Source organism: Streptomyces sp. NPDC048389 (genome assembly GCF_040706335.1).
In the GTDB taxonomy this organism is placed as follows: Bacteria; Actinomycetota; Actinomycetes; order Streptomycetales; family Streptomycetaceae; genus Streptomyces.
In genome coordinates, this window is sequence record NZ_JBEZKP010000011.1 from 36353 (window position 1) to 54553 (window position 18201).

Annotated in this window: 19 protein-coding genes and 2 pseudogenes; 9 read left to right on the plus strand and 12 right to left on the minus strand. The window is 69.4% G+C overall.

The annotated features are described in order from the left end of the window. Window positions 1–349: 349 nt before the first annotated feature. On the minus strand, window positions 350–1852 hold the full coding sequence (locus tag AB0903_RS10980) for a hypothetical protein (RefSeq protein ID WP_366701249.1): 1503 nt from the start codon (window positions 1850–1852) through the stop codon (window positions 350–352). Between the two features lie 274 nt (window positions 1853–2126). On the opposite strand from AB0903_RS10980, the gene AB0903_RS10985 reads away from it, so the two are divergent. After that, window positions 2127–3983, plus strand: coding sequence for an endonuclease/exonuclease/phosphatase family protein (locus tag AB0903_RS10985; RefSeq protein WP_366701251.1), 1857 nt, complete (start codon window positions 2127–2129; stop codon window positions 3981–3983). Window positions 3984–4008: 25 nt separating this feature from the next. On the opposite strand, the gene AB0903_RS10990 is transcribed toward AB0903_RS10985, so the two are convergent. Beyond that, a complete protein-coding gene (locus tag AB0903_RS10990; protein WP_366701253.1) occupies window positions 4009–4689 on the minus strand; it encodes a DUF4232 domain-containing protein in 681 nt (226 codons plus the stop codon). Window positions 4690–4820: 131 nt separating this feature from the next. Between AB0903_RS10990 and dapA the strand changes: the two genes are divergently transcribed. After that, window positions 4821–5741 carry a 4-hydroxy-tetrahydrodipicolinate synthase gene (gene dapA, locus AB0903_RS10995; protein ID WP_366701255.1) on the plus strand — a complete coding sequence of 307 codons (921 nt, stop codon included), beginning with the start codon at window positions 4821–4823 and terminating at the stop codon, window positions 5739–5741. Here the strand turns inward: dapA and AB0903_RS11000 are convergent. Together AB0903_RS11000 and dapD are read right to left on the minus strand one after the other, a co-directional pair. Beyond that, window positions 5726–5929, minus strand: a complete 204-nt coding sequence (locus tag AB0903_RS11000) for a hypothetical protein (RefSeq protein WP_366701257.1) — start codon at window positions 5927–5929, stop codon at window positions 5726–5728. The two genes, dapA and AB0903_RS11000, sit on opposite strands and share 16 nt — an antisense overlap. A gap of 113 nt (window positions 5930–6042) precedes the next feature. Then, window positions 6043–7035 (minus strand): 2,3,4,5-tetrahydropyridine-2,6-dicarboxylate N-succinyltransferase, encoded by a 993-nt coding sequence (gene dapD / locus AB0903_RS11005; RefSeq protein ID WP_366701259.1) that lies wholly within the window; start codon window positions 7033–7035, stop codon window positions 6043–6045. Window positions 7036–7217: 182 nt separating this feature from the next. Here dapD and AB0903_RS11010 point away from each other — a divergent pair, with 182 nt between their 5' ends. Both AB0903_RS11010 and AB0903_RS11015 read left to right on the plus strand, forming a co-directional pair. Continuing rightward, window positions 7218–8225 (plus strand): hypothetical protein, encoded by a 1008-nt coding sequence (locus AB0903_RS11010; protein ID WP_366701261.1) that lies wholly within the window; start codon window positions 7218–7220, stop codon window positions 8223–8225. Between the two features lie 148 nt (window positions 8226–8373). After that, window positions 8374–8780 (plus strand): annotated as a pseudogene (locus AB0903_RS11015) (recombinase family protein); the annotation flags it as partial. 239 nt (window positions 8781–9019) lie between these two features. Here AB0903_RS11015 and AB0903_RS11020 read toward each other — a convergent pair. Further along, entirely contained in the window at window positions 9020–10045 is a 1026-nt protein-coding gene (locus AB0903_RS11020; protein WP_366701263.1) for a transcriptional regulator, read from the minus strand. Window positions 10046–10545: 500 nt separating this feature from the next. Here AB0903_RS11020 and AB0903_RS11025 point away from each other — a divergent pair, with 500 nt between their 5' ends. From AB0903_RS11025 to AB0903_RS11045, 5 genes are all read left to right on the plus strand, one after another. Further along, window positions 10546–10737: a hypothetical protein gene (locus tag AB0903_RS11025; protein ID WP_366701265.1), complete on the plus strand. Its 192-nt coding sequence runs from the start codon at window positions 10546–10548 to the stop codon at window positions 10735–10737. 89 nt (window positions 10738–10826) lie between these two features. After that, complete coding sequence (locus AB0903_RS11030) at window positions 10827–10997, plus strand: hypothetical protein (protein WP_366701267.1); 171 nt, start codon at window positions 10827–10829, stop codon at window positions 10995–10997. Beyond that, entirely contained in the window at window positions 10994–11479 is a 486-nt protein-coding gene (locus AB0903_RS11035; protein ID WP_366701269.1) for a hypothetical protein, read from the plus strand. Before AB0903_RS11030 ends, AB0903_RS11035 begins: the two co-directional genes overlap by 4 nt. Before the next feature lie 195 nt (window positions 11480–11674). Continuing rightward, window positions 11675–12340 (plus strand): hypothetical protein, encoded by a 666-nt coding sequence (locus tag AB0903_RS11040; protein ID WP_366701271.1) that lies wholly within the window; start codon window positions 11675–11677, stop codon window positions 12338–12340. Continuing rightward, on the plus strand, window positions 12337–13494 hold the full coding sequence (locus AB0903_RS11045) for a methyltransferase domain-containing protein (protein WP_366701273.1): 1158 nt from the start codon (window positions 12337–12339) through the stop codon (window positions 13492–13494). The genes AB0903_RS11040 and AB0903_RS11045 overlap by 4 nt, the downstream gene beginning before the upstream one ends. Window positions 13495–13515: 21 nt before the next feature. Here AB0903_RS11045 and AB0903_RS11050 read toward each other — a convergent pair. The 7 genes and pseudogenes from AB0903_RS11050 to sufD form a co-directional block, all read right to left on the minus strand. Further along, a pseudogene (locus AB0903_RS11050) lies at window positions 13516–13758 on the minus strand (VOC family protein); the annotation flags it as partial. Window positions 13759–13809: 51 nt separating this feature from the next. Continuing rightward, the gene (locus tag AB0903_RS11055) at window positions 13810–14148 is read right to left on the minus strand and encodes a metal-sulfur cluster assembly factor (protein WP_366701275.1); all 339 of its coding nucleotides are present in this window, start codon (window positions 14146–14148) and stop codon (window positions 13810–13812) included. After that, window positions 14145–14609: a Fe-S cluster assembly sulfur transfer protein SufU gene (sufU, locus tag AB0903_RS11060; protein ID WP_366701277.1), complete on the minus strand. Its 465-nt coding sequence runs from the start codon at window positions 14607–14609 to the stop codon at window positions 14145–14147. The genes AB0903_RS11055 and sufU overlap by 4 nt, the downstream gene beginning before the upstream one ends. A gap of 8 nt (window positions 14610–14617) precedes the next feature. After that, window positions 14618–15874: a cysteine desulfurase gene (locus AB0903_RS11065; protein WP_366701279.1), complete on the minus strand. Its 1257-nt coding sequence runs from the start codon at window positions 15872–15874 to the stop codon at window positions 14618–14620. Window positions 15875–15962: 88 nt separating this feature from the next. Further along, on the minus strand, window positions 15963–16730 hold the full coding sequence (gene sufC / locus AB0903_RS11070; protein ID WP_366701281.1) for a Fe-S cluster assembly ATPase SufC: 768 nt from the start codon (window positions 16728–16730) through the stop codon (window positions 15963–15965). 7 nt (window positions 16731–16737) lie between these two features. Beyond that, window positions 16738–17055, minus strand: coding sequence for a non-heme iron oxygenase ferredoxin subunit (locus tag AB0903_RS11075; RefSeq protein ID WP_005319006.1), 318 nt, complete (start codon window positions 17053–17055; stop codon window positions 16738–16740). Then, a complete protein-coding gene (sufD, locus tag AB0903_RS11080; protein ID WP_366701435.1) occupies window positions 17055–18167 on the minus strand; it encodes a Fe-S cluster assembly protein SufD in 1113 nt (370 codons plus the stop codon). Before sufD ends, AB0903_RS11075 begins: the two co-directional genes overlap by 1 nt. Window positions 18168–18201 lie beyond the last annotated feature (34 nt).

Sequence of the window (18201 nt, forward strand, 5' to 3'; positions counted from 1 at the left end):
CCTCGAAGTCCAGGACGATCTTCTCGTTGCGGGTGCCCAGGCCCAGCAGGACACCCCCCTCCGGAGACCCCGCCCCCCGCCACCCACCACCAACACAGCCACCACCCCCGGCCCGGGCCCACAAGCCGCCCCCCGCCACCGGCACAGCCCCGCAGCCACGCCCACCAGGGGCGCCACGCACCCACCCACCGGCACAGCCCCGCGGTCACGCCCACCAGGGGCGCCACGCACCCGCCCACCGGACAGGACCCCCACGAGACCGCCGCGCACGGATCAGGCAGGACCCAGGCCACCCACCCCGGGACGCCGCGCCCACGGAACGGGCAGGGCCCGGGAGGCAACGTGAGCGTCAGTGCGCCGAGCGGGACTTGAAGGCCGCCTTGCGGGCCTCCTTCGCCGTGGCCTTGTCCCGGTGCAGCCGACCCATCGCCTCCAGCACGTCCGCCGTCGCCGGGTGGTCCACCCGCCACGCCGCGTCGAAGAACCCGCTGTGCTGCCCGACCAGCCCCTCCACCAGGTCCTGGAGTTCGGCGGCCTCGCCGCCCGCCGCGAGCTGCGCGGCGATCGTGTCGATGGCCAGCCAGAAGATCATCGACTCCGGCGGCGCGGGCACGTCCGTCGCGCCCCGTTCGGCGAGCCAGACCCGGGCGAGGCCGCCGAGCCGGGGGTCGTCGAGGGCGTCGCGTACGGCGGGCTCCGCGGGGAGGCCGACGAGGGTGAGCGCCTGCTGGCAGTGGAGCCGGCGCAGCGGCGCGCCCGGGTCGTCGCCGCGCGCCGCGGCGAGGAGTTCGCGGGCGGCTTCGGCGGGTGCGCGCCGGGCCAGCCACTGCTCCGTCTCGGCACGGGCGGAGATCTCGGGGTACCGGGCGAGCCCGTCGAGCAGCACCTCCGCGCCCTTGTCGGCGAGGTCGCCGACCGCCGGCACGTCGACTCCGGCGTCCCGCAGGCGGGACCTGATGCCGTAGAGCCCGAGCGGGGTAGGCCGGACCATGCCGTAGCGGGTGATGTCCTCTTCGTCGACGAGGGGGCCGGCGGCACCGTCGTCGGTCATCAACGCCTCGTCGACCGGCCGGTACTCGACGACGCCGACGGACTCCAGCAGCCGGAACTGGTCGTCGAGGTGCATCATCGCCTCCGAGACCTGCTCCAGGACGTCGTCGGTCGGCTCACCCATGTCCTCGGGGACGATCATCGACGCGGCGAGCACCGGCAGCGGGACGAAGTCCTCGCCGGGGCCGTCGTCGGTGACCGTCAGCAGGTAGAGGTTGCCGAGCACGCCGTCGAGGAACGCGGCCTCCGCATCGGGGTCCCAGTCCAGCGCCTCGACGTCGATCTCCCCGTCGTCGCCGATGACGTCGGTGATGTCGTCGAGCAAGGGGGCGATGGCGTCGGCGAAGGCGACGTCCAGGGCGTCGAGCCAGAGGCCGAGCACGTCCTGCGGCGAACCGCCGGTGACGCGCGCGAGGTTGGCCCCTGCGACGACACCGCCCGGGCCGCTGCCGGACTCCGGTTCGGCAGCGGAGCCGCCGTCGGGCCCGGTGACCGGACCGGCGTCCACCTCACCGTCGGAACCGGCGTCGTCGATGTCCACCAGTCCGGTGTCGACGGCGACGCGCCACGCCTCGCTCGCGTAGGCGGGACCATCGTCGTCCCCGCCCAGGCCGAGCGCCTCCGCCGCGGACTCCAGTTGCTCGTCGACGAGTTCGCCACCGACGCCGACCCTCGTCCGCGAGTCCGCCCAGCGGGCGAGCCGTACGGCACGGGCCAGCAGCGGGGTGGCCAGCGCGGCCCGCGCCAGCTCCGCGTCCGAACGCAGCCGTACCGGTGGCAGGGTGGGGCGGTCTTCGGGCATCTGGTGGGTCTCCTCCGCGGCGTACCGGCTCCGGCGGCCTTGTGGGTGACTGGACGGGGCCCAGCGTAGACGCAATTCGTGCCGCTTCGCCGCGCCTGCCCGGTACGGCCTTTCGGCCTGGGGCGCGCCCCACGGGTTCATCGGGGCTTTCGTCGCCGTACACCCTTCGACTCTTGACAACTGGCCTGCTCAGCCAAGAGATTGACGCGCGTAGAACCTGCGGGCCGTGCGACCGGGCCCGCGACCCCTCATCCCTCACCTCCGGAGAACCTTGATGCCTTCCTCCGTCGTACCGAGAACCTCCGCCGTGGCGGCCGTCGTCGCCGCCGCGATTGCCGCGGGCCTGCTCGCCGGCTCCGCGAACGCCTCCGCTGCGGACTCCGCCGACCAGACCGCCGCGTCGCCGGTACGGATCCACGACATCCAGGGCAGCACCCGTATATCCCCGCTGGTGGGCCGTCAGGTCGCCGATGTGCCGGGCATCGTCACGGGCGTACGGACCTACGGCTCCCGCGGTTTCTGGTTCCAGGACCCCCGGGGCGATGGCGACCCGGCCACCAGCGAGGGTGTCTTCGTCTACACCGGCTCGGCGCCGGGCGTCGCGGTCGGTGACCAGGTCACCGTGTCCGGCACGGTGACGGAGTACGTCCCCGGCGGCACGTCCTCCGGCAACCAGTCGTTGACGGAGATCACGCGGCCGACCGTCGCCGTCGTCTCCTCCGGAAACGAGGTGCCGGAACCGGTCACCGTCTCCGCCTGGTCGGTGCCCTGCGCGTACGCCCCGGAGGGCGACCCGGCGGCCGGCGGCAGCATCAACGGCCTCCCGCTCGACCCGCACGCGTACGCCCTGGACTACTACGAGTCGCTCGAGGGCACCAACATCCGCATCGGCACCTCACGGGTGGTCGGCGCCACCGACCCGTACGCGGCGCTGTGGGTGACGGTCAAGCCGTGGGAGAACGACAACCGGCGCGGCGGTGCGGTCTACGGCTCGTACGAGTCGCAGAACACCGGCCGTCTGAAGATCGAGTCCTTGACCCCGCGCGCCGAGCAGCCCTTCCCGAAGGCGAACGTCGGTGACGTGCTCGCGGGCGTCACCCAGGGCCCGATGGACTTCAACCAGTACGGCGGCTACACGCTCGTCGCCCGCACCCTCGGCACGGTCCACGACCGCGGCCTCGAGCGCGAGCGGACCCGTCCGCAGCGGAACGGCGAACTGGCCGTGGCCACGTACAACGTGGAGAACCTGGACCCGTCCGACCCCCAGGAGAAGTTCGACGCGCTGGCGAAGGGCGTCGTCGAGAACCTGGCCTCGCCCGACATCCTCGCCCTGGAGGAGATCCAGGACGACACGGGCGCCAAGAACGACGGCACCGTATCGGCAGCGGGGACGCTCAAGAAGTTCACGGACGCGATCACCCGCGCGGGTGGCCCCGCATACGAGTGGCGCGGCATCGACCCGGAGAACAACCAGGACGGCGGCCAGCCCGGCGGCAACATCCGCCAGGTGTTCCTCTTCAACCCGGAGCGGGTCTCCTTCACGGACCGCGCGGGCGGTGACGCGACGACGGCGACCGGTGTCGTGCGGGAGCACCGCGGGGCCGCGCTGTCCCTGTCCCCGGGCCGGATCGAGCCGACGAGCGCGGCCTGGGAGGACAGCCGCAAGCCGCTGGCCGGTGAGTTCACCTTCCGTGGCCGTACGGTCTTCGTGATCGCCAACCACTTCGGCTCGAAGGGCGGCGACGAGTCGCTGCTCTCGCACCACCAGCCGCCGAACCGTTCCTCCGAAGTGCAGCGCCTGGAGCAGGCGCAGGTGGTGAACGCGTTCGTCAAGGACATCCTGGCGGTCGACCGCAAGGCCGACGTGCTGGTGGTCGGTGACATCAACGACTTCGAGTTCTCGCGGACGACGCAGACGCTGACGGACGGCGGCGTCCTGTACCCGGCCGTCAAGTCCCTGCCGCGGTCCGAGCGTTACTCGTACGTGTACCAGGGCAACAGCCAGGTGCTGGACCAGATCCTCACCAGCCCGTCGATCCGCCGCTTCAGCTACGACAGTGTGCACATCAACGCTGAGTTCGCGGACCAGAACAGCGACCACGACCCCCAGGTGCTGCGCTTCCGCCCCTAGGGCGGTCCGCGTGGGCACGGGGCCTTCAGCGCAGCAGGTCCCGTGCCCACGCGGTGACGTCCAGCTCCCCGGACGTGCCGATGTCCAGCCGGAACGGCAGGGTCTGCGGGGGCTCTCCCTCCTTCGGCGTGACCACCAGGTAGGCGCCTTCGGTGACGGCGTCGAAGGTCGTCACCCGGTTGTTCCAGTTGAGCACCGACTTCACGCTCTCGCCCGGCGCGAGGGTCAGCGGCTTCGGCCCCTGGTCGCGTCCCGCGTCGGTGTAGGGGCGGTCGTGGGTGACGGTCAGCCGCAGCGGGTCGCCGTCCTTGTCCAGGGCGCCGATGCCGGGATAGCCGTTGACCTTGTACGGCCCGGTGCCGCAGTTCACCAGCTCGACCACGACGGCCCGCCGCCCCATGGCCGCGTCCACCAGGCCGGTGCTCACCGCGGCTCCGGATTCCGGGCACGCGGCCGGGGTGGGCGCCACGGGTGTCGCCCGGGGTGAGGGTGTCTCGCCGTGCCGGGCGAAGTCCGAGGGGCCCAGCTTGTCGGGCTCGACGACGAAGTCGCGGTCGCGGCCCTCACCGGGCGACGCAGAGGCGGAGCCGCTCGCAGCGGCCCTCTCGCCCACGGTGCCGCTGTCGCCGCCGCAGCCGCTGAGCGCCCCCGCCGCGATCAGTCCGGCCGCCGCCACCAGCGCCGCCCGCCGTATCGTTTCCGCCATCCCGGCCCCCTCACGATCGCCCCGCCCCCGCGCCGATCATGCCAGGCCCGGCGGACCAGTCAGCGCTACTTCATGATCGGGTGAAGCAGATTTAACTGGAGCTATGCCCTGCGGGCGCTCACACTGCGAGCATGACCTCCTCCGCTCCCTTCGGCCGCGCCGTGTGTGCCATGGTCACGCCCTTCGCCGCCGACGGTTCCCTGGATCCCGACGGCGCTCAGGAGCTGGCGACGCGTCTCGTCGACGCCGGCTGCGGCGGTCTGGTGCTCTCCGGCACCACCGGCGAGTCGCCGACCACGTCGGACGAGGAGAAGGCCACGCTCGTGCGGGCGGTGGTGCAGGCCGTCGGCAGCAGAGCCGCCGTCGTCGCCGGCGTCGGGACGGCGGACACCCGGCACACGGTCGAGCTGGCGCAGGCCGCGGAGGCGGCGGGGGCGGACGGCGTGCTGGTGGTCACCCCGTACTACAGCCGCCCTCCGCAGGCCGCCGTGGAGGCGCACTTCCGCCGGGTGGCCGACTCGGTCGGCATCCCGCTGATGCTGTACGACATCCCGGGCCGCACCGGCACCCGCGTCGAGCCGGAGACGATGCTGCGGCTCGCGGAGCATCCGCGTATCGTCGCGGTGAAGGACTGCGCGTACGACCTGCTGGGCAGCTCGAAGGTGATCGCCCGCAGCCCGCTGGCCTACTACTCGGGCTGCGAGGAGCTGAATCTGCCGCTGTACGCGGTGGGCGGCGCGGGCTTCGTGTCGACCGTGGCCAATGTCGCGGGCCCGCAGCTGCGGGCGGTGCTGGACGCGTACGACGCGGGCGACAACGCCCGCGCGACGGTGCTGCACCAGCACACCCTGCCGCTCGCCGAGCTGATGATGGCGTCCGGCCTGCCGGGGACCGTGACCGCCAAGGCGCTGCTCGCGGCGCTGGGCCTGCCGGCCGGCCCGGTGCGCGAACCGCTGCAGCCCGCCGGACGCGAGGCGACCGACGGGCTGCTTCGCGCGTACACCGAGCTGACCGGCCGCGGGCCCGGCGAGACGCCTCAGTCGCGCACGTAGGTGCTGCCGAGGATCGCGACGTGCTCCAGGACGTCTTCGAGCGGGTCGTCGATCTGCCCGGTCGAGATCAGCGTGACGCGGTGCCCGTTGTGCGCGTCGGTATGCGTCTCGTCGGCGTGTGCGGCCCCGTGCGACATCACCGCCGCGAACAGCGCGCACAGGCCGAGAGCGGTCAGCTTGGTCCTCATGACGGTTCCTCACCTTGGTGTGACCCTGCGTCCGGCATGTTTATCGTCTTGACGCCGACAGAGGTTACGCAGAGTCACACGAAGGAAGGGGGAACGGGGGAAAGAGCCGCGGCTCAGTTGTGGCTGTGCAGTACGTCGTTGAGCCCGCCCCACACCGCGTTGTTCGGACGGGCCTCGACGGTGCCGGTGACCGAGTTGCGGCGGAAGAGGATGTTGCTCGCGCCGGACAGCTCACGGGCCTTGACGATCTGGCCGTCGGGCATCGTGACGCGGGTGCCGGCCGTGACGTACAGGCCGGCCTCGACGACGCACTCGTCGCCGAGCGCGATACCGACGCCCGCCTCGGCACCGATCAGGCAGCGCTCGCCGATGGCGATGATCACGTTGCCGCCACCGGACAGGGTGCCCATGGTGGAGGCGCCGCCGCCGATGTCGGAACCGTCGCCGACGACGACGCCGGCGGAGATGCGGCCCTCGACCATCGACGTGCCCAGCGTGCCTGCGTTGAAGTTGACGAAGCCCTCGTGCATGACGGTGGTGCCCTCGGCGAGGTGCGCACCGAGCCGGACGCGGTCGGCGTCGGCGATACGCACGCCCTTGGGAGCGACGTAGTCGGTCATCCGCGGGAACTTGTCGATCGAGGTCACCTGGAGGTGCAGGCCCTCGGCGCGGGCGTTCAGCCGCACGGTCTCGACCTGGTCGACGGCGACGGGGCCGAGGCTGGTCCAGGCGACGTTGGCGAGGAGACCGAAGAGGCCGTCCAGGCTCTGCCCGTGCGGCTTCACGAGCCGGTGGGAGAGCAGGTGCAGACGCAGATAGGCGTCGTGGGCGTCCAGCGGCTTGTCGTCGAGCGAGGCGATCACGGTGCGCACGGCGACGATCTCGACACCGCGGCGCGCGTCGGGTCCGACGGCCTTCGCGGCGGCAGCGCCGAGAAGCTCTGCGGCCCGCTCCGCGGTCAGCCGCTCGGTGCCGGCCGGGCCGGGTTCGGCGGCAAGCTCCGGCGCGGGGAACCAGGTGTCGAGAACAACGCCGTCGTCGGTGACGGTGGCGAGCCCGGCGGCGACGGCGCCGGTGGTACGGGGTGCGGAAGACGTGTCGGTCATGACAGGAAACCTAACCGGCGATGCGGTACCCGGGCCAACCGGTCTCAGGTGCCGGGCGCTACGGTGTGCCGTTCGAACAGCAGAAACACACTCGGGGGACGAACGATGACCCACGGACACATACCGCCGCACGCAGGCCCGGCCGGTCCGTATCCGGCCCGGCGCCCGGCTGGGGCGGCTGGATGCCGCCACCGCCCAAGCCGGGGGTGGTACCGCTTGCGCCGCTGCGCCTCGGTGACGTCCTGGGCGGTGCTCTCGCGGTGATCGGCCGTCACTGGAAACAACTCGCCGGTATCGTGCTCACCACGTACGGACTGGCCCTGGCGGTCATCGGCGCTGCGGTCGGCATCGCCTTCGCGGTGCACTCCGACCGCCTCGACCGGGTCTTCGACTCGGACTCAGCCCCCCGCGTGGACGACGCACTGCCGCTCGTCCTCACCTTCGGCGCTGTCTATCTCCTGATGTTCTTCGTCATCCTCGTCGCCAACGCAATGATCTCCGCAAGCTGCCCCGCCGTTCTCCAAGACGCGGTGCTGGGCCACCCCACCACTTTCCGCCGGATATGGCGCCGTGCCCTGCGCCGGGTCTGGTCGGTGCTCGGCACCGTGGTGCTGACCGCGCTCATCGCGATGGTCCCGGTGCTGCTGATCGGGGCCGCGGTCGGCACGCTCTTCATCACCCTGATCACGATGTCGTCGAACGCCGGGGAGTTCGGCTGGCTGGTCCTGGGCGGTCTCCTCGGGGCGCTGGCCACCGGCCCGCTGGCCATCTGGCTCTGGGTGAAGTTCGCGTTCGCGCCGGCCGCGGCGGTCTTCGAAGGGCAGGGCCCGATCGCGGCACTCTCCCGCTCCGCGCGGCTGGTGCGCGGCGACTGGTGGCGCGTCTTCGGTATCGCGCTGCTGGCTTACGCCATGGCAGCGGCGGCGGGATACGTGATCCAGCTGCCGTTCCTGTTCCTCAGCCTCCTCGCACCGGCCTTCGGAGGGGACGCCGCCACGAGCGGCGTCGCTCTGGCCGTCGTGATCGTCTCGGCGGTGATCCCGCTGCTCGCGATGCTGACCGGCCAAGCCCTCACGGCCGTGTTCCCGCAACTCGTGGTGAGCCTTCTCTACGTGGACCAGCGCATCCGCAAGGAGAACCTGGCCCCGGCCCTCGCGCATGCAGCCTCCGCACCGCCTGCCGCTGTCTGACGATCACGCACCGGTCGTCAGGTACTGGTGCCGCAACCGGCGATGTCTGAGCGACAGGGCACAGCTTGCCGGGAGGGGCACCGGTGCCGCGACCAGCACCCCACGAAACCCGCTCGGGGGCACGGTCTACACCGAGACCCTTCGGGGTGTGCGATGTGTCCGGCTCTCTGTGCTCACTGACGAGACCACCAGTCCGGAGCGCAGCGCGAGGCAGACGACATAGCCGCAGCAGCACTCGGCATCGACTTTGGCGAGGGTGACGCGCTCCGAGAAGCCGTGGACCTTGACGTGTCCGCGAGCAAGGTTTCCCCGTTCGACCGTCCCGCGCTCGGGTCGTGGCTCGCCCGTCCGGACGAGTTTGACGTGTTGGTGTGGTGGCGCTTTGACCGTGCCATCCGGTCCATGGGCGACATGCACGACCTTGCCAAGTGGGCTAAGGCTCACCGGAAGATACTCGTCTTTGCCGAGGGTATCGGCGGGGGTCGTCTTACGTTCGACTTCCGCAACCCCATGGACCCCACGTCCGAACTCATGATGATGATGCTTGCCTTTGCTGTCACAACCGCGAGACCGCGAAGCACCAGCCGGGCGGTTGGGCTGCCGAGCGCGTCCGACCTCGCTTGCCCGAGCCCCCGACCAGGGGGTGACCCCCTCCCCGAGCCGCAAAAGAACGGCAGGGAGGAAAAAACTCGCATTGCTCATTAGAGCGTATCTGCGGCACCCTCCTTACGATCGCGGACCATGCAGCCATAGCCCCGTCATGCTTCCCGAACGGGGGTGTGGCGGGGCTTTCGCTATGCCGGGACTAGCTCGGGACGGACAACCGTACGGGCCCGCTCATACAAAGTTTGCGCGTCATGGTTGCGGACGTGCGGCCGGATCAGGTTGAACATGTCCGTCATACGCTTGTCGATACGGCCCGAGTTGACTAGGGGGTAATCGTCCAGCGCGAGCCCCCACGTCTGGCACGCGGCTTCGAGGTGCCCTACGGATAGTTGCCGCTCGGCGAGGATCGCCCGTTCTTTGACGCGCGTCCGTCGATAGATGCTGTACCGAAGCCGGTCTGATTCCTGCATGGCAGCAACGGCTCCGTGCACGTCTCCCATTTCGAAGCGCACTTGGCTGGTGTGGTAGTTGAGAGACGCGGGGTCGTACGAGCCGAACACCTTCCCGCGAGACTCTGCCTTTTCCATGGCCACTTCGGCTTCCTGCAAGTACATGAGCGCGGACCGCCGGTCCCCGATCTGCGCGGCGGCGTGTGCTTGCTGACCGGCGAGAAAGGCGCGCATCCGCGGACCAGCCTGCGGCGAGGATGCAGCGGCAGCATCGGCGAGTCGCTTAGCCATCGGCCCTTGGCCTAGGTCTACGGCTTGCACGCTCATGCCACGGAGCGTGGTGCAGTACGTCAGGTGGTCTTCCGACGCTCCCGCAAGCTCTAGCGCTTTGAGGTAGTAGTGCTGTGCGAGACCGTGCAAACCCTCGTCAACAGCCATGTACCCGGTGAGATAGCAGAGATCAGACGCCGCGGACATCATGGCTTTCCGCACGTCCTCAGGACCGTCCGTCCGCAGGAACGGGGCGACCGTGTTGACGAGAAAGGTTGCGGCGAGTGGACGAGCGGTGCGGCCCCCGAACTGGTCATCCATGGAAGAGAGCTGTTCCGTCATGGCAGAGACCGTGTGCACGTCGGACATGCCGATACGGGTTCGTGTGCCTTTCTGTGCAGCCTCCATCCGCCCCACCACGTCCGGCCACTCGGGGACGGTCAGTGCGACGGAGAAGAGAGCGACGCTCAGGACGCTACGACGGGAAGGGTCCATGTCCAGCCTTCCAAGATCGATGATCCCGTCTACCGTGCTGGATGGTGTCGCCTCCGTCCCGCTGTCGGGGGCCGGGAAGTCAACCTCCGCGTACGTGACAGGTCACCCAAGTCGTCGGGCGAACGCTTCCAAGATCAGCGACCGGGCATCCTCGCGCGGAACACCCCCGCTCAACCACTGGTGAACGGAAGGTGCACGGTACTGCTTCGGGGTACCGCGCTCGGTTCCAATCCGGTTGATCGCTTGCGCGCATTGCCGCAGCGTCCACCCGGTCTCGCGGAAGAGACGCTCTAACGCTGTGTTCGGCCCGCTGGTGCCCACGGTCGTTCAACTCCCCCTGCACGACTGTGCTAATCGCTTAACGCTCTTAATCCTTGTGCACTTCCCAACAGTACCGCCGGGCGTGATCAGACGGTTGCCTAGAGCGAGCAGCCGAGAACGCAGCGGAAGGGGATGGGCGAGTGAGTGCAGAACCGGTACCGCCCTCCGTGGGAGTGCTGATGATGGACACGAGCTGTAGCCGTGTCGGGGAGTTCCGCGGAGTCGCCGGCCCGTATTGGTCACTGCGCCCCCTTGGTGGAGGAACCGAGTGGGACGCCGAGCCCGAGCAAGTGCGCCCTGCGGACCCGAGAGAGCGTCTGCGCGCAGAGACCGCCCGCGCGAACGCCCGAAGCCGGGGTGAGCGGCTGTGACCCGTCGCCGCTTACGGTTCATCAACTGGTCGTCAGTCCCCATCGATGACGAGCCGGACGCGCCGGACCCCACGTACACGCTCCGATGCGTGACGCTGGACGACGACGACAAGGAATGCGGAGCAGAGTCCGGACCGAGCACCGACCCCGACACCGCGAAACGGTGGGCATGGGACCACTGGAAAGGGGACCGCGGCCACTCCCGGTTCTCCGAGGTGATCACCCGCCCGTGGTCCACGCGGATGGACGGTCCGTCATGAGCGACAGACCGGACCCGGCGGGCTACTGGGCAGAGGTCCGCGCGGAAGGGCCGGTGTACGGCACGGGCGAGACCGTGCAGTACGTCTTAGGCACCACGCAGAGCATTTCCCCCGTGCTGGTACTCCGGTGGCTCCGCGGCGAGGCACTGCGTATCGCGGACCGACTCGACCCCGACCCGCGACGTTCGACATGGGTACAGCCGACCATGCGCGCGGCAACCGTGCCTGTCCCGGACTGCCCCGCGGAACTCCGCGTGTGGGCTTCGGACCCGGACGAGCAACGCGACGCACGCGACCACATCAAGGGCGGGCACCCGCTGTTCGTCACGGTCCCGGATGCGGACTGCACGTACACCCTGTCCGTCTGGCCGGTCCGGCTTCCCGCCGACGAGCCCGACCAGCCGACACCCGAGCCGATACCCCATCGCATCGGCGGACTGTCACACCCCCGGTACGTCCTCGCTGCAAAACCGTGGACGTAGCGCCCTGATTACTCCCGCCCTCGCCACATAGGACCCGGACCAGGACAGCACGGGTCCGCGACTCTCTCTGTGGCAGGGGGCGGGGCTCAAGCCCGGTCGGCTGTCTGCGTGACGGTCTGACAGTCGACCGGTTCTGTAGGAGCACGACGCGCACCACCCTCACCGCATGAACTGACTACACAGGAGGAACGCAGCATGAGCACCGCAACGGCTACGCCCGTACCGCTCGGGGTCCGGCACCTGGTCTCACCGGCTCCGACGAACAGCGAAGAACCGGTCATCACCTACAGCGAGGGACTTCAGCTCAACGTCTCCGCCGAGGGGAACCCGTGGCACGTGATCACGTCGGACCCCGAGCACGCCCGTGCGTTCATGGGGGACGACGCGGTTGTCTACAAGGGGCTCGGCGGGGGCGTGCTCGGCCCCGAGGGGAAGCGGCAGTTCCTTCCCGTGGCGCTCGTCTCCGCGGACGAGGTGGACGACGGAGTGAGCGGCACCGCCCACCTGTTCCAAGAGCGCGTGGACAAGGCGTACGAAGTGCGCTTGACCGTGATCGGGGAGCGCATGTTCCCCGTTGCCATCCATACCGGCAGCGAAGCCGCACGGCTCGACTGGCGGACGGACTACCAGTCCCACCGATACGAAGTAGTGGACGTGCCCCCGGAGGTTGAAAAGGGGGTTCGCCAACTCATGGACGAACTCGGCTTGTTCTTCGGCGCGCTGGACTTTGCCGTCACGCCGGACGGACGTTGGGTGTTCTTCGAGGTGAACCCCAACGGGCAATGGCACTGGCTCGCTGTCAGGGCTGGTGTGCCGCTCGTTGAAGTCATGGCCGATGCTCTGCAAGGAGAAACCGTATGACCGAAGCGCGCCCGTGGACCGAAGCCGCCAAAGCCCTTGCCGACAAGGTGACCGCCGACGCCCCCGCGTGGCATGACGCCGTAAGCAACACCCTCCGTCACCGGCTCGTCCCGCGCTGGTGGCAGCGCATCCCGGACAGCCCGACGCGGGAATGGGCGTTGGTGGACCTCCCCGAGGACTCCGCCGAGCGGCTGCACGCCGCGTACTCGGACGAGACGCTAGTGACTCGCGTCGGTCCCACGCACGCCGACCACGCCACCCCCGGTGAACACGGGAAGGGTGACCCCACGTCGTCCAGCACCCTGCCGGGGCTCATCGTGTCCATGGCTCACCGACTCGACGTGAAGCCCGGCCACACGGTGTTGGACGTGGGTACGGGCTCCGGATACTCCGCCGCTCTGTTCGCCCGTCGCTTCGGGGACGAGAACGTGACGAGCGTGGACGTGGACCCGTACCTGGTGGAGGCAGCCCGGACCCGTCTTGCCGAGTTCGGACGCACACCGCGCGTGGATGCCATCGACGCCACCGGGGAACTCCCCGATACGGAGTACGACCGCATCATGGCGACCGTTTCCGTACGGCCCGTCCCTCCGTCGTGGCTGCGCGCGCTCCGTCCCGGTGGACGGCTGGTCACGACGATTGCCCACACCGCCCTACTGATCACGGCGGACATGGGAGCGGACGGCATCGCACGCGGGACGGTCCAGCCCGATCCGGCGACGTTCATGGAGACCCGGCAGGAAGCGGACTACCCGACCAAGCTGAACAGCGTGTTCGTGTCCGCCCGTGTGCGGGAGGGCGAGGACGTGCGGCCCCCGGACGGTCCGGTTCCCGACCTGTGGCAGGAATGGCCGCTCCGGTGGCTGTACGAGCTGGATACTCCTGGGGTCGAGACCCGAGCGGCTGGGTACCCGGACGACGGTCGGCGTGTGGTGTGGCTGCTCGCCGCGGACGGGTCATGGGCACGCGCCGAGGACGGAACGGCGCCCCTGATCCACCAGGGCGGCCCCCGCCGGCTCTGGGATGACCTGGAACGTGTCCGCCGCAAGTGGGAAGAGAACAACCGGTTCTCTCTCCACACGATGCGCGCGGAACTCTCGCCCGAGGGCAGTCACCTGCTGTCTCCGGACGACACATGGCGATTCCCGATCTGACCACCCCCTACCCAGCCCGACGATCCTCGCCACCTCGGCGTCCTGGTCGTCGGGGCTGAGGCCGAGGTGCAGCCGCTTCTTGACGGTCTTGTCCCCGGGCACGATGAGGAACACGATGCCCGGCAGCGCGCCCGGACCGGCTCCGATGACGATCTCTTCGTGGTCCGCGTAGACGGTCTGCCAGTCGAGGACCTCTGCCCGGAACCGGGCGAGCTTCGGGGCGTCGTGGCAGTCGATCACGATCTGGTACAGAGAAACGGCCATGCCTGGCGAGGCATGGCCGTCTCATGTGCTTCTCCGGCGTCGAGCCGGCGCTCAGACGTTGAAGCCCAGCGCGCGCAGCTGCTCGCGGCCGTCGTCCGTGATCTTGTCCGGGCCCCACGGCGGCATCCAGACCCAGTTGATCTTCAACTCGTTGACGATGCCGTCGGTCGCGGACTTCGCCTGGTCCTCGATCACGTCGGTCAGCGGACAGGCCGCGGACGTCAGCGTCATGTCCAACGTCGCGACGTTGGAGTCGTCGATGTGGATGCCGTAGATGAGGCCGAGGTTGACGACGTCGATGCCCAGCTCGGGGTCCACGACGTCGTACAGCGCCTCGCGGACCTCCTCCTCGGACGCCGGCTTCACGGCAACCATCTCGTTCTCGCTCATGCGGTCTTCCTCTCCGTGACGTCGCCCATCGCCTGGGCCGTCGCGTCCTTCCACGCCATCCAGCTCAGCAGCGCGCACTTCACACGGGCGGGGTACTTGGAGACGCCGGCGAACGCGACCGCGTCCTCCAGCACCTCCTCCATCGCGTCGTCCGGCTCGATCTGGCCCTTGGACTGCATCAGTTCCAGGAAGGTGCTCTGGATCTTCTGCGCCTCTGCGAGCTCCTTGCCGACCAGCAGTTCGTTCAGCACGGACGCGCTGGCCTGGCTGATGGAGCAGCCCTGGCCCTCGTAGGACACGTCCTCGACGCGCGATCCGTCGTACTTCACCCGGAGCGTGATCTCGTCGCCGCACGTCGGATTGACGTGGTGCACTTCGGCGTCGCCGTCCCGCAAGCCCCGACCGTGCGGGTGCTTGTAGTGATCCAGGATGACGTCCTGGTACATCGAATCCAGCTTCACATCGTCCCCTAGCCGAAGAAGTTCCGGACGTGCTCCAGGCCGTCGACCAGAGCATCGACCTCTGCCGGCGTGGAGTACAGATAGAACGACGCTCGCGTGGTCGCGGGAATTCCGTACCGCAGGCAGACCGGGCGTGCGCAGTGGTGACCCACGCGGACCGCGATGCCCTGCTCGTCGAGGACCTGGCCCACGTCGTGGGGGTGGATGTCGCCGAGCGTGAAGGAGATCGCCGCGCCGCGGTCCTCGGCCGTGGTCGGGCCGATGATCCGCAGGTCCGGTACCTCCAGCAGCCGCTTCACCGCGTACTCGGTGAGCGCGTGCTCGTGCTGGGCGATCTTGTCCATGCCGATCGAGGAGAGGTAGTCCACGGCCGCGCCGAGGCCGACGGCCTGCGCGATCGGGGGCGTACCGGCCTCGAACTTGTGCGGCGCGGGAGCGTACGTCGACGAGTGCATCGACACGGTCTCGATCATCTCGCCGCCGCCGAGGAACGGCGGCAGGTCCTCGAGGAGCTCCTGCCGGCCCCACAGCACGCCGATACCGGTCGGGCCGCACATCTTGTGGCCGGTGAAGGCCACGAAGTCGGCCTGCAGCGCCTGCACGTCCAGCACCATGTGCGGCGCGGCCTGCGAGGCGTCGATCAGCACCAGCGCGCCGACGTCCTGGGCGCGGCGGACGATCGCCTCGACCGGGTTGACCGTGCCCATGATGTTGGAGACCAGTGTGAAGGAGACGATCTTCGTCTTCTCGTTGATGACCTCTTCGATGTTCGACAGGTCGAGCCTGCCGTCGTCGGTGAGGCCGAACCACTTCAGCTTCGCGCCGGTGCGCTGCGACAGCAGCTGCCACGGAACGATGTTGGAGTGGTGCTCCATCTCCGTGATGACGACCTCGGTGTCGCTGTCCACCCGGTAGGGCTCGTCGGCCCAGCCGAGCATGTTGGCGACCAGGTTGAGCGACTCGGAGGCGTTCTTGGTGAAGATCACCTCATTGCGGCTCGGCGCGTTGATGAACGCGGCGACCTTGTCCCGGGCACCCTCGTACAGCGCCGTGGCCTCCTCGGCGAGCACATGCACACCGCGGTGGACGTTGGCGTTGTGCTGCTCGTAGTACTCGCTGAGTACGTCGATCACCTGGCGCGGCGTCTGGGAGGTCGCCGCGTTGTCCAGGTAGACGAGCTTCTTGCCGTCGTGGAGCACCCGGTCGAGGATCGGGAAGTCCTTACGGATCGCCTCTGTGTCCAGGAGGCCCGGCAGTGTGATCACGCCCCTGCCCTTTCGTTCGCTTCTCCGCCCGCGAGGCGCACCTGCGACTCGCAGGTCGTCCGCGGGCCGGTGGCCTCGCGCGCGTCGCTCACAGGGAGACGCCGCCCTTGGAGGTGTATGCCTCGTAGCCCTCGTTCTCCAGCTTGTCGGCGAGCTCGGGGCCGCCCGACTCGACGATCCGGCCGTTCGCGAAGACGTGCACGTGGTCCGGCTTGATGTAGCGCAGGATGCGCGTGTAGTGCGTGATCAGCAGCGTGCCGACGTCGCCGCTCTCGCGGACGCGGTTGACGCCCTCGGAGACGATCCGCAGCGCGTCGACGTCCAGGCCGGAGTCGGTCTCGTCGAGGACCGCGATCTTCGGCCTGAGCAGCTCGAGCTGGAGGATCTCGTGGCGCTTCTTCTCACCGCCGGAGAAGCCCTCGTTGACGTTGCGCTCGGCGAAGGAGGGGTCCATGTTGAGGCGCTCCATGGCCTCCTTGACCTCCTTCACCCAGGTACGCAGCTTGGGGGCCTCGCCGCGGATGGCGGTCGCGGAGGTGCGCAGGAAGTTGGAGACCGAGACACCGGGGATCTCGACCGGGTACTGCATGGCGAGGAAGACGCCGGCGCGAGCGCGCTCGTCGACGCTCATCTGCAGGACGTCCTCGCCGTCCAGGGTGACGGTGCCGCTCGTGATCGTGTACTTGGGGTGGCCGGCCAGCGAGTAGGCGAGGGTCGACTTGCCGGAGCCGTTGGGGCCCATGATGGCGTGGGTCTCACCCTGCTTCACGGTCAGGTCGACGCCCTTGAGGATCTCCTTCGTGGCGTTGTCGGCCTCGACGGAAACGTGCAGGTCGCGGATTTCAAGCGTTGCCATGGGTGACTCAGGACTCCTGGGTGACGGAGACGAGCACATCGTCCCCTTCGATCTTGACGGGGTATACGGGGACGGGACGCGTCGCGGGAAGGCCGGACGGCTTGCCGGTGCGGAGGTCGAAGGCGCTGCCGTGGAGCCAGCACTCGATCTGGCAGTCCTCGACCTCGCCCTCTGACAGCGAGACGTTCGCGTGCGAGCAGATGTCGTGGATGGCGAACACCTCGCCCTCGGTCCGCACCACGGACACCGGCGTGCCGTCGAGTTCCACCCGCTTCGGGGTGTCCTCCTCCAGCTCGCTCAGCGCACAGGCTTTGACGAAGGCCATCAGGCGGACGCCTCCAGAACCGACGCCTCCAGCTCGGCGTCGATCTTGGCGAGCAGGCGCTCCTCGACGTCCGGCAGACCGATCTGCTGGACCAGCTCGGCGAAGAAGCCGCGGACGACCAGGCGCCGGGCCTCGGACTCCGGGATGCCGCGGGCCATCAGGTAGAACAGCTGCTCGTCGTCGAAGCGGCCGGTGGCCGACGCGTGACCGGCGCCGGCGATCTCACCGGTCTCGATCTCGAGGTTCGGCACCGAGTCGACGCGCGCGCCGTCCGTGAGGACCAGGTTGCGGTTCATCTCGTAGGTGTCGGTGCCCTCTGCCACGGCCCGGATGAGCACGTCGCCGATCCACACCGCGTGCGCGCCGTCGCCCTGCAGGGCGCCCTTGTACACGGCGTTGGACTTGCAGTGCGGCTTGTTGTGGTCGACGAGGAGGCGGTGCTCCTGGTGCTGGCCCCTGTCGGTGAAGTACAGGCCCAGCAGCTCGGCCTCACCGCCGGGGCCGGCGTAGGCGACCCGCGGATGGAGCCGTACGACGTCACCGCCGAAGGTGACCACGACCGACTTGAAGGAGGCGTCCCGGCCGACCAGCGCGTTGTGCTGGGCGACGTGCACGGCCTTGTCGTCCCAGTCCTGCACGGAGACGACGGTCAGCTTGGCCCCGTCGCCGAGGACGTAGTCCACGTTGACGGCGAGCACGGCGTCGCCGGTGTGGTCGATGACCACGAGCGCCTCCGCGAACGCGCCGAGCTCGACCACCTGGTGGCCGAAGGCGGTGCCGCCCTCGCCGTGCACCGCGATGCGGATCGGTTCGGTGAGCACGGTCTCCTTCGGCACGCTCACCACGGTGGCCTGCTCGAAGGAGGAGTACGCCTGGGCGGCGACCCGGTCCACCGGGGTGCCGGCACTGCCGACGCGGGCGTCGTCACGGCCGACCGTCTCGACCGTGACTCCGTCGGGGGCGTCGATCGCGACCTTGAGCGCGTTGCCGGTGGCGACGGCGGTGCCGTCGTGGAGTCCGGCGAGGCGCTCGAGCGGAGTGAAGCGCCACTCCTCCTCGCGGCCGTGCGGTACCGGGAAGTCCGCCACGTCGTACGACGGGGGCGCACTCATGCGGGTGGCGACGGTCGACTCGGCGGCCACCGCG

What these genes read in the sequence shown, in the direction of transcription:
- AB0903_RS10980 (WP_366701249.1), bottom strand. Translation starts at nt 1,852, where the DNA reads ATGCCCGAAGACCGCCCCACCCTGCCACCGGTACGGCTGCGTTCGGAC.
- AB0903_RS10985 (WP_366701251.1), top strand. Translation starts at nt 2,127, where the DNA reads ATGCCTTCCTCCGTCGTACCGAGAACCTCCGCCGTGGCGGCCGTCGTC.
- AB0903_RS10990 (WP_366701253.1), bottom strand. Translation starts at nt 4,689, where the DNA reads ATGGCGGAAACGATACGGCGGGCGGCGCTGGTGGCGGCGGCCGGACTG.
- dapA (WP_366701255.1), top strand. Translation starts at nt 4,821, where the DNA reads ATGACCTCCTCCGCTCCCTTCGGCCGCGCCGTGTGTGCCATGGTCACG.
- AB0903_RS11000 (WP_366701257.1), bottom strand. Translation starts at nt 5,929, where the DNA reads ATGAGGACCAAGCTGACCGCTCTCGGCCTGTGCGCGCTGTTCGCGGCG.
- dapD (WP_366701259.1), bottom strand. Translation starts at nt 7,035, where the DNA reads ATGACCGACACGTCTTCCGCACCCCGTACCACCGGCGCCGTCGCCGCC.
- AB0903_RS11010 (WP_366701261.1), top strand. Translation starts at nt 7,218, where the DNA reads ATGCCGCCACCGCCCAAGCCGGGGGTGGTACCGCTTGCGCCGCTGCGC.
- AB0903_RS11020 (WP_366701263.1), bottom strand. Translation starts at nt 10,045, where the DNA reads ATGGACCCTTCCCGTCGTAGCGTCCTGAGCGTCGCTCTCTTCTCCGTC.
- AB0903_RS11025 (WP_366701265.1), top strand. Translation starts at nt 10,546, where the DNA reads ATGATGGACACGAGCTGTAGCCGTGTCGGGGAGTTCCGCGGAGTCGCC.
- AB0903_RS11035 (WP_366701269.1), top strand. Translation starts at nt 10,994, where the DNA reads ATGAGCGACAGACCGGACCCGGCGGGCTACTGGGCAGAGGTCCGCGCG.
- AB0903_RS11040 (WP_366701271.1), top strand. Translation starts at nt 11,675, where the DNA reads ATGAGCACCGCAACGGCTACGCCCGTACCGCTCGGGGTCCGGCACCTG.
- AB0903_RS11045 (WP_366701273.1), top strand. Translation starts at nt 12,337, where the DNA reads ATGACCGAAGCGCGCCCGTGGACCGAAGCCGCCAAAGCCCTTGCCGAC.
- AB0903_RS11055 (WP_366701275.1), bottom strand. Translation starts at nt 14,148, where the DNA reads ATGAGCGAGAACGAGATGGTTGCCGTGAAGCCGGCGTCCGAGGAGGAG.
- sufC (WP_366701281.1), bottom strand. Translation starts at nt 16,730, where the DNA reads ATGGCAACGCTTGAAATCCGCGACCTGCACGTTTCCGTCGAGGCCGAC.
- AB0903_RS11075 (WP_005319006.1), bottom strand. Translation starts at nt 17,055, where the DNA reads ATGGCCTTCGTCAAAGCCTGTGCGCTGAGCGAGCTGGAGGAGGACACC.
- sufD (WP_366701435.1), bottom strand. Translation starts at nt 18,167, where the DNA reads ATGAGTGCGCCCCCGTCGTACGACGTGGCGGACTTCCCGGTACCGCAC.